The sequence below is a fragment of the Macrococcus brunensis genome (genome assembly GCF_004359615.1).
In the GTDB taxonomy this organism is placed as follows: Bacteria; Bacillota; Bacilli; order Staphylococcales; family Staphylococcaceae; genus Macrococcus; species Macrococcus brunensis.
Map to the genome: position 1 here is coordinate 140148 of NZ_SCWA01000002.1, position 13722 is coordinate 153869.

Annotated in this window: 12 protein-coding genes; 1 reads left to right on the top strand and 11 read right to left on the bottom strand. The window is 44.7% G+C overall.

The features are described 5' to 3' along the window. Positions 1–86 precede the first annotated feature (86 nt). From ptsP to auxA, 5 genes are all read right to left on the bottom strand, one after another. Positions 87–1796: a phosphoenolpyruvate--protein phosphotransferase gene (ptsP, locus tag ERX27_RS01710; protein ID WP_133431105.1), complete on the bottom strand. Its 1710-nt coding sequence runs from the start codon at positions 1794–1796 to the stop codon at positions 87–89. After that, positions 1796–2062 carry a phosphocarrier protein HPr gene (locus ERX27_RS01715; protein ID WP_133431106.1) on the bottom strand — a complete coding sequence of 89 codons (267 nt, stop codon included), beginning with the start codon at positions 2060–2062 and terminating at the stop codon, positions 1796–1798. Before ERX27_RS01715 ends, ptsP begins: the two co-directional genes overlap by 1 nt. Before the next feature lie 102 nt (positions 2063–2164). Beyond that, the gene (locus tag ERX27_RS01720; RefSeq protein ID WP_133431107.1) at positions 2165–2692 is read right to left on the bottom strand and encodes a DUF697 domain-containing protein; all 528 of its coding nucleotides are present in this window, start codon (positions 2690–2692) and stop codon (positions 2165–2167) included. A 55-nt stretch (positions 2693–2747) separates the two neighbouring features. Next, complete coding sequence (locus tag ERX27_RS01725; RefSeq protein WP_133431108.1) at positions 2748–3908, bottom strand: class I SAM-dependent rRNA methyltransferase; 1161 nt, start codon at positions 3906–3908, stop codon at positions 2748–2750. Positions 3909–4076: 168 nt separating this feature from the next. Continuing rightward, on the bottom strand, positions 4077–5354 hold the full coding sequence (gene auxA / locus ERX27_RS01730) for a lipoteichoic acid stability factor AuxA (RefSeq protein WP_133431109.1): 1278 nt from the start codon (positions 5352–5354) through the stop codon (positions 4077–4079). A 139-nt stretch (positions 5355–5493) separates the two neighbouring features. Here auxA and ERX27_RS11570 point away from each other — a divergent pair, with 139 nt between their 5' ends. Beyond that, on the top strand, positions 5494–5622 hold the full coding sequence (locus tag ERX27_RS11570) for a hypothetical protein (RefSeq protein ID WP_275416167.1): 129 nt from the start codon (positions 5494–5496) through the stop codon (positions 5620–5622). 200 nt (positions 5623–5822) lie between these two features. Here ERX27_RS11570 and purD read toward each other — a convergent pair whose 3' ends face one another. The 6 genes from purD to purL are packed head-to-tail and all read right to left on the bottom strand — an operon-like array spanning position 5823 to position 13721. After that, positions 5823–7055, bottom strand: a complete 1233-nt coding sequence (purD, locus tag ERX27_RS01735) for a phosphoribosylamine--glycine ligase (protein WP_133431110.1) — start codon at positions 7053–7055, stop codon at positions 5823–5825. 9 nt (positions 7056–7064) lie between these two features. Further along, positions 7065–8543, bottom strand: coding sequence for a bifunctional phosphoribosylaminoimidazolecarboxamide formyltransferase/IMP cyclohydrolase (gene purH / locus ERX27_RS01740; protein ID WP_133431111.1), 1479 nt, complete (start codon positions 8541–8543; stop codon positions 7065–7067). A gap of 10 nt (positions 8544–8553) precedes the next feature. Further along, complete coding sequence (gene purN / locus ERX27_RS01745; protein WP_133431112.1) at positions 8554–9117, bottom strand: phosphoribosylglycinamide formyltransferase; 564 nt, start codon at positions 9115–9117, stop codon at positions 8554–8556. 1 nt (position 9118) lies between these two features. Next, positions 9119–10144, bottom strand: coding sequence for a phosphoribosylformylglycinamidine cyclo-ligase (purM, locus tag ERX27_RS01750; RefSeq protein ID WP_133431113.1), 1026 nt, complete (start codon positions 10142–10144; stop codon positions 9119–9121). A gap of 2 nt (positions 10145–10146) precedes the next feature. After that, positions 10147–11565, bottom strand: coding sequence for an amidophosphoribosyltransferase (purF, locus tag ERX27_RS01755; protein ID WP_133431114.1), 1419 nt, complete (start codon positions 11563–11565; stop codon positions 10147–10149). Then, on the bottom strand, positions 11544–13721 hold the full coding sequence (purL, locus tag ERX27_RS01760) for a phosphoribosylformylglycinamidine synthase subunit PurL (RefSeq protein WP_133431115.1): 2178 nt from the start codon (positions 13719–13721) through the stop codon (positions 11544–11546). Before purL ends, purF begins: the two co-directional genes overlap by 22 nt. Position 13722: the final 1 nt, after the last annotated feature.

Sequence of the window (13722 nt, forward strand, 5' to 3'; positions counted from 1 at the left end):
TCCTCCTTTCTTACAGCAGTCTTTTAAAATAAAAACAGCGATAACTTCTGAATTTAATCAGAGCTATCGCTGTTAAAATTTCTATATTACTGGTTGTTAACGAGCTGAACGACTTCTTCCTGTGTCGCACAGTTAAGCGCCTGTTCTGCCAGTTTTTCCATCTGACCTCTATTTAAGTTCTTGATCTGACGACGTGCTTTCAGGATGCTTGTTGCACTCATAGAAAACTCATCTAAGCCAAGTCCTAATAATAAAGGAATTGCTGTTGTATCTCCGGCCATTTCACCGCACATACCTGTCCATTTGCCTTCTTTATGGCTGGCGTCAATGACTTGTTTCACTAGACGCAGGATAGCCGGGTTATACGGCTGATACAGGTAAGAGACACGTTCTGACATACGGTCAGCTGCCATCGTGTATTGAATCAGGTCATTCGTACCGATACTGAAGAAGTCCACTTCTTTAGCAAAGATGTCAGCCATAGCTGCTGTTGAAGGAATTTCGACCATGATACCCACTTCGATATCATCTGCGACTTTAACCTTCTCATCTTTTAACTTCGCTTTTTCTTCTTCTAAAATCGCTTTCGCCTGACGGAATTCATTGATTGTCGCAATCATCGGGAACATGATGCTTAAATGACCTTCTGTCGATGCACGAAGTAACGCACGAAGCTGTGTTCTGAAGATGTCCTGCTGGTCTAAGCAGAGACGAATCGCACGGTAACCAAGGAATGGATTCATTTCGTGCGGTAAGTTTAAGTATGGCAGCTCTTTGTCGCCACCGATATCCAGTGTACGGACAACGACGCGTTTCCCTTTCATTTCTGAAAGAACGCGTTTATAAGCTTCATACTGTTCATCTTCAGTCGGCATTGACTCACGACCCATATAAAGGAACTCTGTACGGTAAAGACCGATACCTTCAGCACCGTTATTAATAACACCTTCTAAGTCGTCAGGTGTACCGATATTAGCAGCAAGTTCAACGTGAACACCGTCTGCTGATTCTGTTTTGTCATTGACAAGCTGTTTCAGCTCTTCTTTGTCCTGAATAAACTTCGCTTGTTTATCTTTGTAAGCAAAAATCATGTTTTCATCAGGATTGATGATAACATCTCCAGTAGAACCGTCGATGATGACAATATCACCTTGTTTGATTGACTTCGTCACATCTATAGTACCCACTACAGCCGGAATTTCCAAAGAGCGGCTCATAATAGCAGAGTGACTTGTACGGCCACCTATATTAGTTGCGAACCCTTTAACAAATTCTTTGTTCAGCTGTGCAGTATCTGATGGTGTTAAGTCATGAGAGATAATGACTACATTTTTATCAATCGTACTTGGATTAGGTAAAGTAACGCCTAACAGATGCGCAAGCACACGTTTAGAAACGTCACGGATATCCGCGGCACGCTCTTTCATATATTCATTATCCATTGATTCAAAAATAGTGATAAAGTTATTCGCAACTTCCATCAAAGCACACGGTGCATTTGTCTGATTGTTACGGATATTTTCTTCAATCGGATTGATCAGTTCAGGATCTTCAAGCACAAGTAAATGGGCATCAAAGATAGCTGCTTTATCTGGACCAAGAGCGACTTCCGCATTGTTTCTAATCTGCGTGAGTTCTACTTTTGATTCATTAAGAGCTGCTTTAAACTTTGCTACTTCTGCTTCAGTATCTGTTACTTTCTGATCATTATAAGATAAATCGGGTTCAACTAGCAGATAAGCTTCTGCAATTGCAACGCCATCTGAAGCGCCGATTCCTTTTAAAGTCATTGACATTATTTAGTCAGACCTTCTTTAGATAATATGTCACTGATTGCCTGAATCGCTTCTTTTTCATCAGTACCTTCAGCATATACAGTGATTTCAGCGTCTTTACCGACACCTAAACTCATTACGCCCATAATAGATTTAAGATTCACTTTTTTACCGTTGTATTCTAATTGCACATCTGAATCAAATTTACTTGCAGTCTGTACCAGCATTGTTGCCGGACGTGCGTGAATACCTGTTTCGTCGATAATGACATAGCTTTGTTGTTCCATCGTTCATCTTCTCCTTTAGGTTGCATAATTTTATATATAAACCTTATGTCTATACAGATTTAGAATAGCAAATCATAGCCGATACTTCAAATTTTTAGACAATTACATTAAACTGCGTGCGACCTGATCACATTTCCTCGCGTGATCTTCGCCCAGTTTCTTCATCAGCTTATAGCTGATACCCGCAGCCACTGCCTGTCCTACAACTGGAATCCATCTGACTTGTTTCGCTGCCTCGCGTTTAGCAAAAGCCTTCAATACGACTGTCAGCAGCTTGGTTGTGATATTACGTCCGATAAAGTCACTACCCTTTTTCGCCGCTGTAAACATGACCTGCTGTTTCATATCTGCAGCCATATTGTTGACCTGTTTATGACTCAGTCCGTAGACTTTATTGATGTCTTCAATAATATCTTTCATCAGTTTCAGATCAACCCCGACGTCAATACCCGGAATCGGTACGACAGAAGCAGCCGAACTCATCAGCGCTTTGTTCTGGATGACTTTGTCTGCCTGCTGACGTCGTTCAATCAGTTCTGCTTCTGAAGTCGGCAGTGAATGAAGAACCGTTTTTTCGTCCTTATTGATGGTTTTACCGACTTGGTTGATTACTGTATCTAAAATTCCCATTAATGACACGTCCTTTTTTATAAAGTTAATGTGTTATTCCCGGAAATGGTCAGTTTTAATCAAGAATTTTAACGAAGACCACTTTCAGATACTTAGAGGGTTTGTATGAATTCGTTGTTTTGAAGTCTTTCGGCAGCCCCATGACATCAGTAATTTCATATTCTCTGCCTGCCAATGTATCGTGAATCATTTTTTTGAACTGTGGCAGCGAATAATTGCTGGCATTGGTACTCAGTACCATGTAGCCGCCGCGATTTAAGATTGGCAGAGCGCCTTCAATGAGTTCATGATAGTTATCCTTGACGCTGAAACGCTTCTTCTTGGAACGCGAGAAACTAGGTGGATCAATAACGATCAGGTCAAAAAGCATTTTCTTACGTGCACAGTATTTCAGCATATCAAAGACATCCATCGTATAGAGCAGCTGTTTGTCGATATTGATTTCGTTTAAGGCGAAGTTCTGCTCAATCAGTTCCAGTGAGCGCTTTGCGATATCAACGTTGACTGTTTCAAGACCATTTTTCGCTGCCGCTACACTGAAACCGCCTGAATAAGCAAACAAGTTCAGCATCGGTTTCTTCAGATCGAGTGACATGATTTTATTGCGGACATCCCGCTGGTCAAGGAAGATTCCTGTCATCGGCCCCTCTTCAAAGTTGATCGTATAGAATAAATCATTCTCTGTAATGATGATCGGAAACTCCACCGCTTCTTCACTGATACGATGAGTCGGGACATTTTTATCGAATCTGAGTTTCTCATAAAGCGTTTTATAGTCAAAGACCTCCTGCAGACTTTCAACAATCACATCTTTATAATGATAGATGCCTTTTGAGTACCACTGAATCAGAAAATGCCCATCGTAGTCATCAACCGTAAATCCGCCAAGGCCATCTCCTTCACCATTGTAGACACGAAAAGCATTCGTATGCCCAGAATTGTAAAGTGACTCGCGTTCTTCTTTTGCCGCTTCAAAGAGCAGCTTAAAGAAATGCGTATCTAGTTTAGTCTCAAGATTGTCACCGATTTTATAGCCTGCCCCGCGATTCTGGCGACCAAAATAAAAAAGACCGAGGTCAGTGCCGTCTGACGCCTTCAAAACAAAGCGTTCACCCTCGTTCATTGTATCCATATCGAAAATATCCGCTTCTTCCAGCACGAGGTAACCGTCGCGATACTTTTTATCGTGCTTATGTTTTAAAACTACTTTCTTCATGTCTGCACCTTCTTTTTCTGTTTTCTCCACTATAACACAAAAAGGATGCCTCCCCAGGCATCCTTAATGAAACGCTCTTGTTTTATCACAGCACTTTCCCCAAAGTGCTATTCTCCCATCACTGCACATCTTTATTATAATGGACTGCAAACTGTTATACAATAGCAATTAGTAATTTTTACGTAAATGATTGAAAAACAGTGGTGTGACAAGGAGAACAAGCAGTACTATAACAGGTGGAATAAACAGTGATACTGAAATTCCTTTAAAGAGCATCAAATAGAAACTTGTGATGATCTCAATAAAGAGAATCGAGATTGTGAACAGCTGCCCGAAGTAGCCTCGGTGGCGGATATGAATCAGAATCGTAAAGACTAAATAGAGAACGCCCACTACAAAAAGCAGAAACAGACTGAGCCACTCATAAAAGTACTGCATCTTCACGACATTAAACTTGCTGACATTGAACAGAATATTACGGTTATTGAGTTCAATCAGGGTCAGCATCAGAATCAGTACACCGAAGATGACTTCAACCTGGAAGAAATTAAACCATTTCGGCTTGCGCATCCAGCGCGGGATATCTTCATCCTGTAGATTGATTTTACGGCGGACGCCTTCTTTGAAACGATTCCAGCTGAGCATCAGTCTTTCATCAATCTTCATCGACTGTTCAGATAACTGCTGCAGTGCATCATTTGTCTGGTGATTGATGGCACCACTGAATTTTTTATCCCGTTTACGTTTATTGGCTCGACGCATCGCATGTTCTGCCGGATCTATCTTCTTCGCACGGTGCAGAAAAACGTAATTGCCTAACGCAAGTGCTCCCATGCCGGAGAAAAGAATAAAGAAGAAATTCAGTGCCATCAAATCGAGTGGCGTCACCTTTTCATCTACAAGCTGGTCATAGACATGATTCTGCGTCACGATATATGCCAGACCGAAGATGAAAATCAGAATCAGGTAATGCAGCTTGCGGAACTCACTATTTAAGTGACGACGGTTCAGCACGAAGAAGACGAGCAGTAGAAATGCTGCAAAATAAAACAGCGCGTAAATATGGTAGACCTTGAACATAAAGAGCGCCGTCAATAAAAATAAGAAAATAGCCGTCATCAGATAAAAAATAGAAATCTGCGAATCATGGGCCGTTGTTTTCTTCAGGGTACGACTGATATAGAAAAGACCTAGTCCGTAAAGGACAAATATCAAGCTATAGATGTAGGGATAAGCTATGATGTAATGACTAAGCAGTTCTATAAAGGCATAACTATAAATATTGATGAAGTCAGACAGCTGTGCCATATGGAGACGGTTGATGGCGATCTCCTTAAAATGAACAATCTCATCAGCATTGAAAAATATAAAAAGACCCATGCCAAAAAGCAATGCGCCAAGCAGATAGCCGATCAGGACTTCTATGTTATTTTTAAACCATTTCATGATTTCACCTCACGCCTTATTATAGTGAAAACAGGGACATTTGTCCCTTATAAATGGAAATATCAGACTTAAGTATTAGATGTTTAGGAGCGATTTTTTCCGGGAATAACAGACTATCATCATTAAGGAGGAATTTATCATGACAAACGATAAAATCGAACAACATAAAGAAGATGCTGAAAAAGCGAAAGAACCAGTAGAACAAAACGATCAACACGAAACAGGTAAAGAAGCAACTCACGAAGACGTACAGAATACATTTGAATAATATAGATAGCATAAGCGAGGCTGCGGCCTCGCTTTTTTTAATGGAGGGTTATGTAGTAGTTACGAGCGATATTTCACGTTCATCGCTGATAACTACCTGGCATCGATGCTTCTACATGAGTTATCAGCGATATTTCACGTTTATCGCTGATAACTTGCTCACAAAAAAGCGAGACCTGCTCTTGCAAGTCTCGCTTCCTACTACAATGCACGATGTGCGATATCTTTTCGATGAAACAAGCCGTCACTTGTAATCTGTCCTACTTTTTTATAACTTCTTTCAACAGCTTCCTGGATACTAGCCCCTTTACCGACGGCCAGCATGACACGGCCACCTGACGTCACCCAGTCTTCTTCTTTTTTCAGGCCGCTGATGTAATAATCAAGCGAACCGTCGTAACCATAGACTTTATGACCTTTGTCGTAGCTGCCTGGATAACCTTCTGAAGCAAGGACGACACCGACGACCGCATCATCAGACCACTGCAGTTGAATATCTTCTTTTCTCTCAAGTGCTTCAAGCACTTCAATCAAGTCGCTCTCCATTTTCGTCAGCAGCACCTGACATTCCGGATCACCGAAACGAGCGTTGAATTCGATGACTTTTGGTCCGTCTTCTGTAATGATGGCACCAATATAGAGTAAGCCGAAATAATTCAGCCCCTCTTCATGCATCGCGCGTGCTATCGGATAGGCGATGGTCTCGTTCGTCACTTTTAATACATCATCGCTGATATGTGACACTGGACAATAGGCACCCATACCGCCAGTGTTAGGGCCTAAGTCACCATCATAGGCACGCTTATGGTCCTGTGCAATCACATCAAATGGAATGATGAAATCATCATTGACAAAGACCATGAGTGAAAACTCTTCACCTGCCAGAAACTCCTCAAATACCACTTCAGCGTCACCATTCTGATAGAAGAGTTCAATCGCACCGACTGCTTCTTCGTGTGTCATCGCTACAATGACCCCTTTACCGGCAGCAAGGCCGTCCTGTTTCAGCACAATCGGCGCAGGATGACTGTCTAAGTAGTCAAGTGCTTCCTGTTTCGTTGTTACGACTGCATACTCCGCTGTCGGAATATCGTATTTCGCCATCAGTTCCTTCGCAAATGACTTAGAACCTTCAATCTGGGCCGCCTTCTGATTAGGACCAAACACTTTGATGCCTGCTTGCGTCAGTACATCCGCAAGTCCTTCTGTCAGCGGCTGTTCCGGCCCGATGACGACCCATTCTACACCCTGTTCTTTAGCGAAGTTCAGAATCTGGTCATGCTCTGTCTCTTTAATATCACTGACGACTGTTGCTACATTGACCATCGCATCGTTACCTGGTATCACGAAAACTTCGTCTACGCGTTCAGACTGCTTAAGCTTATGGCTAAGTGCGTGCTCACGACCACCTGAACCGATTACAAGTACTTTCATAAGAGCCTCCTAGTGTTTGAAGTGACGCATGCCGGTTGTTACCATAGCAATGCCGAGTTTATTTGCTGCATCAATCGAATCCTGGTCTTTAATTGAGCCGCCTGGCTGGATGATACATTTGATGCCTGCTGCTGCAGCTGTCTCTACTGTATCGCTCATCGGGAAGAAACCATCACTCGCTAAAATCACATTGTCGTTCATTTCAATTGCACGTTCAATCGCAATCTTCGCTGCGCCGACACGGTTCATCTGACCCGCACCGATGCCGACTGTCTGCTTCGGATTTGCCAGCACAATAGCATTACTTTTCACGCTTTTTACGACTGTCCAGCCAAGTTCCATCGCCTGCCACTGTTCTTCTGTCGGCTGCGCTTCTGTAACGACCGTCATGTCGTCACGCGTCAGCACTGCTGTATCTTTGTCCTGAACTAAATAGCCGCCTGACACAGAGACGAATTCTTCTGTCTCAGCTTCTGCATCCATCTGAATTTCAAGTAGACGGATGTTCTTCTTTTTCGTCAGCAATTCAAGTGCCTCGTCGCTGTAGCCTGGTGCAATGATTACTTCAAGGAAAATTTCACTGAGCGCAGACGCTGTCGCTTTGTCTACTTCGCGGTTCAAAGCGACAATCCCACCGAAGATAGACTGACTGTCTGCAGCGTATGCGTTACTAAATGCTTCCTCAATCGTTGCACCGATGCCGACACCACAAGGATTCATGTGTTTCACTGCCACTGCTGCAGGCTCACTGAATTTCTTCACAAGCTGAAGCGTCGCATCCGCATCTTTAATGTTGTTATAGCTGAGCTCTTTACCGTGTAACTGCTTAGCGCCTGCTATTGTATTCGGAGCGTCAGATGTTTTAACGAATTTCGCTTTTTGCTGCGGGTTCTCGCCGTAGCGAAGAGACGTGCTCTCTCCACTGAAAAACTCCACGATAGCAGCATCATATTTGGCTGTATGACTGAATGTCTTGATCATCAGCTCTTTACGGAATGCTTCGTCTACCTGTCCAGACTTCAGGTTGTCGATGATTCTTGTATAGTCTGCAGGGTCCACCACTGTTAAAACATGCTTGAAATTCTTCGCACTCGCGCGGAGCATCGTCGGACCGCCGATATCGATGTTTTCGATGGCGTCAGCTTCAGTGACATCCGGTTTAGCGACTGTCTCTTCGAATGGATAAAGATTGACCGCTACAAGATCGATTAGTTCAATGCCATGTTCACTGAGTGCTTCTAGATGCTCAGGGATATCACGGTTTGCCAGAATACCCCCGTGAATATTCGGATGAAGCGTTTTGACACGACCGTCCATGATTTCCGGAAACTGTGTCAGTTCACTGACTGATTTTACCGCGATGTTATGGTCGACCAATGTCTTTTTTGTGCCACCTGTAGAAAAAATTTCGAATCCCTGCTCAATCAGCTGAGCTGCAAATTCAGTGATACCTGTTTTGTCTGATACACTTAACAATGCTTTTTTCATGACTGACTCCTTAAATGATATTTTTGATAACTCTGGAATAAAGTTCGTATTCTATCGCCTGTATGCGCGGCTGCAGAGACTCAGCTGTGTCGTCTGCATAGACTGGGCAGGCCACCTGATCGATAATCGTCCCGGTATCCATGCCGACATCGACATAGTGAACAGTCACACCGGATACCCGGCAGCCATAGCGGACTGCCTGACCAATGGCATCTTTGCCCGGAAAGCTTGGCAGAAGAGAAGGATGGATATTCAGGATACGCCCTTCATAAGGCTTAAGCAGGGTCGGGCCGATGAGTTTCATATAACCGGCAAGTATCAGCCATTCGACCTTATCCGCCTTCAGTCTTGCCAAAATCGCTTGTTCATATTGTTCTTTTAAGGCAAATGTTTTCAGCTCGAAAAGATAAACGGGCACTGCGTAGCGCTTTGCCCGTTCAATGGCGTATGCGTCCGCCTGGTCGACATAAAGACCTGTCACCTGGATGTTGTCCAGGTAACCCGCCTCTATATTAGCCATTATCTTTTCGAAATTTGAGCCACTGCCTGACGCAAATATCGCCACTTTTTTCATACTAAATACCTGTAATCGTGATTGGTTCTGAGTTTTCTTCAATCGTTCCCATCACAATACCTTCTTCACCGCTCGCCTTCAGTAAATCAAGAACTGCCTGCTGATCCGCTTCAGCGGTAATGATGACGAAACCAACGCCCATATTGAAGACATTGTACATCTCCAAGCGGTCAAGCTGCCCTTGTTCTTCGAGCCATTTGAAGACCGGCTGCTCCGGAATCTCTGCCACGTCAATACGTGCTGATAAGCCTTCCGGCAGTACACGCGGGATGTTTTCGATAAAGCCGCCACCTGTAATATGGCACATACCGTGTGCTTTCTTCGACTTGATGATGTCTTTGACTGCTTTGACATAAAGACGAGTCGGTTCAATCACTGTATCAAGAACGGTTTTATCTCCGATTTTACTTTCTAAGTCGATATTATTATCTCGAATAATTTTTCTTACTAAGCTATAGCCATTACTATGAATCCCGCTTGATTTCAGACCGATGATCACATCGCCCTCCTGAATCTTGTCACCCGTGATATAGTCCTCTTTTTCAACTGCTCCGACTGCGAAGCCGGCGATATCGTAATCACCAGCATGATACATGTCGCCCATCTCTGCTGTTTCGCCGCCGATCAGTGCACATTCAGACTGTACACAGCCTTCTGCAACACCTTTGACAATCTGTTCAACAATTGCAGGATCTACTTTGTTTAGGGCAAGGTAATCTAGGAAGTAGAGTGGCAGAGCGCCTGTTGTCAGAATATCGTTGACACACATTGCCACCGCATCAATACCGATTGTATCGTGACGGTCTGCATCTATCGCTAGACGGAGTTTCGTACCGACACCATCTGTCCCTGAAACTAAGACCGGTGCCTTCATGCCCAGCTGAGAGAGATCGAATGCTGCCCCGAAACCACCGAGACCTCCGAGTACTTCCTGACGCATCGTACGCGCGACGTGTTTTTTCATTCGTTCTACAGATTCGTAACCGGCATGGATATCCACGCCTGACGATTTATATGCTTCTGACATAATTAGACTCCCTTCGTCTTCTTCTCTTTTTCTTCCGGTAACAGATGATCCACGATTTCAATCGGATAGTTGCCTGTAAAGCAGGCATCACATTCGCCTTTAGATTCAAACTGCTTATAGACACCGTGCATGCCTTCAACAGACAGATAAGTCAGTGAATCCACTTCTATCTCCTGACGGATTTCTTCTACTGTCTGGTAAGCCGCAATCAGTTCTGCGTGTGTCGATACATCGATACCGTAATAACAAGGATGTTTCAGTGGAGGTGATGAGATGCCCATATGCACTTCTTTAGCGCCTGCTGAACGAAGCGCCTTGACGATATATTTACTCGTTGTACCACGGACGATTGAATCATCAATGACGATGACACGTTTCCCTTCAACGACGTCGCGAATCGGTGCGTGCTTCATGCGCACGGCACGCTCACGCATCTTCTGGTCCGGTGTAATGAATGTACGTCCGACGTAGCGGTTCTTTAAAAGCCCCTGCTCATTCGGGATACCCGAATAGCTTGAGAAGCCTTTTGCCGCCTGCAGAGATGAATCCGGTACGCCGATCACGATGTCCGCGTCGATATTCATCTCCTTCGCCAGCTGTTCACCAAGTGCTTTACGTACGTTATAGATGGAGTGGTGTCTGAACTCTGAGTCCGGACGCGCAAAATAGACATATTCCATTGAGCACATGCGATGCTTCGTCTCAAGGGCGTAGTTATCTTCTTCCATTCCGGCATCATTAAATGTCAGAATTTCGCCCGGCTCAACGTCACGGATATATTCCGCACCGATCGCCATCAGGGCGCAGGATTCACTCGCAACGCAGTAAGCACCGTCTACTTTACCGAGCATCAGCGGACGCACGCCGTGGCTGTCCAGTGTTGCTGTTAAACTGTCCTTCTGCAGAACAAGATAAGCGAATGCACCTTTGATCTGATTAAGCGCTGCTTTTAAGTTTGACTTGAAGCTTGGCGACTTTGCTTTAAACAACAGGTGGCCTAATACTTCAGAGTCAGAAGACGTCTGAAAAATCGCGCCTTCTTCTTCCAGCGCGTGACGAATCTGTCTCGCGTTCGTCAAGTTACCGTTATGTGCAAGACCTAGGTCACCTTTCGAATGTTTGAATAAGAATGGCTGGACATTTGACAGTTCAGAAGCACCTGTCGTCGCATAGCGTACATGACCGATTGCACTGCGATAGCCTCGCAGTGAATCCAGCTGCACCTGACTAATCGCGTCCGGGAGTAAGCCCATACCGCGTGCACCAAAGAGGTTTTCACCATTTGAGCAGACAATCCCCGCTCCTTCCTGACCCCGGTGCTGCAGGCTGTGCAGTGCCATATAAGTCAGTTCCGCTGCGTTCGGGTGATTCCAAATACCGAATACACCACATTCCTCGTTTAGACCGCGGATGTCATACATTGACCGATTGCTCCTCTCCAAGTTGCGATGATGCTGTTCACATCCTCTTCAATTACACCGTTACTTGCTTCTACTTTAAAGCTGTCAGTACCGAATGTACCGATTTTAACAGCGTCTTTCAGTTCGATATCTTCTTTAGCAATCAAGAGGTAACGACCTTGAGATTCACTGAATAACTGTTCGACAGGTACCTCAATTTTCGCTTCAATACCTGTTTCAAGGTAAGCCGCCATCTGAGCGAGTTTGATCACCACGCCGCCTTTACCGACTGCCTGAACGTAAGATAACTTGCCGCTTGTAATCAGTTCACGAATGGCTTCTCCGCGTTCAACTTCCAGCGCTAAATCGATTGTGACTTCCTCGTGTGCGACTTCATTAAATAACAGCTTTTCAATCTGAGAACCACTGAAATCAGCATGAGTTGCACCCACTAAATAGATCGATTCGCCTTCTGTCGGTGTGAAGTCACGTAAATATTCGATATCTTCAATTAAGCCGACCATACCGACGACTGGTGTCGGGAAGATGGCTTCGCCTTTTGTCTCGTTATAAAGAGAAACGTTACCAGACACAACAGGTGTATTCAGTGCTGCACAAGCTTCAGCCATACCGCGCGTAGAATCTGCAAGCTGCTGATAGATTTCCGGTTTCTCAGGGTTACCGTAGTTCAGGCAGTCCGTCATCGCAAGTGGCAGACTACCCACTGCGATTAAGTTACGATACGCTTCAGCAACGACCATCTTACCGCCTTCGTAAGGGTTGTTGAAGACGTAGCGCGCTTCACCGTCAATAGTCGAAGCGACCGCTTTCGTTGTTCCTTCGACACGTGTCACCCCTGCTGATAATCCAGGCTTGATGATCGTGTTGGCGCCGACCTGCTGATCGTACTGTGAATACGCCCATGTTTTAGACGCAATCGTCGGATGATTCAAAAGACGTGTGAAGACATCTTTTGCGTCAATAGCAGAATAGTCATGGTCGACCGCAGCATATTCTGCTGCTTTACCGTCCAGGACATAGACAGGTGCTTCGTCGCTTAACGGCTGCACCGGAATATCTGCATAGATTTCATCCTCATAGCTTAAGACGAAGCGGTCTGTATCTGTTACTTCACCGATAACAGCACTGTCTAATTCGTGATGATCGAATAAATCAAGGAACTTCTGTTCTGTCCCTTTTTCGACAACGAGCAGCATACGCTCCTGTGTCTCTGATAACATCATTTCATAAGGAGAGATACCTTCTTCACGCGTCGGTACTTTCTCAAGGTGTAAATGAATACCTGATTCACCTTTAGCCGCCATTTCAGATGATGAAGACGTCAGACCTGCTGCACCCATATCCTGAATACCGACAAGCTCCGGGTAAGTGATAGCTTCAAGCGTTGCTTCCATCAGTTTCTTACCGACGAATGGGTCACCGATCTGTACAGAAGGACGTTTAGATTCTGATTCCTCGTTCAGTTCCTCTGATGCAAATGTTGCACCGTGGATACCGTCACGACCTGTTTTAAGGCCGACATAGATCACCGGGTTGCCCACACCTTTTGCTGTCCCTTTTTGAATCTTATCATGGTCGATCACACCGACACACATCGCATTGACAAGCGGATTGCCATCATACTGAGAGTCAAACTCGATTTCGCCTGCCACTGCCGGGATACCGATACAGTTACCGTAGCCACCGATACCAGCGACAACACCAGAGAAAAGACGCTGGTTCTGTTTAGAATCCAGTTCTCCGAAACGTAAACTGTTTAACAGCTGAACAGGACGTGCACCGATAGAGACGATGTCACGGACGATACCCCCGACACCTGTCGCTGCACCCTGGTAAGGTTCAATCGCACTTGGATGGTTATGTGATTCGACTTTGAAGACGACAGCCTGATTGTCACCGATATCAACAACACCGGCACCTTCACCAGGACCCATCAGTACACGTTCACCTGTTACAGGGAACTGTTTTAAGAACGGCTTTGAGTGCTTATATGAACAGTGCTCACTCCACATGACAGAGAAGATACCAATCTCTGTGTAGTTCGGCATACGGCCTAAAATATCACAGACTTTATCATATTCTGCATCTGACAGACCCATATCTGCGTATAATCTGTTATTTTTAATATCATCGATTGTTGGCTCTAAAAATCTCATC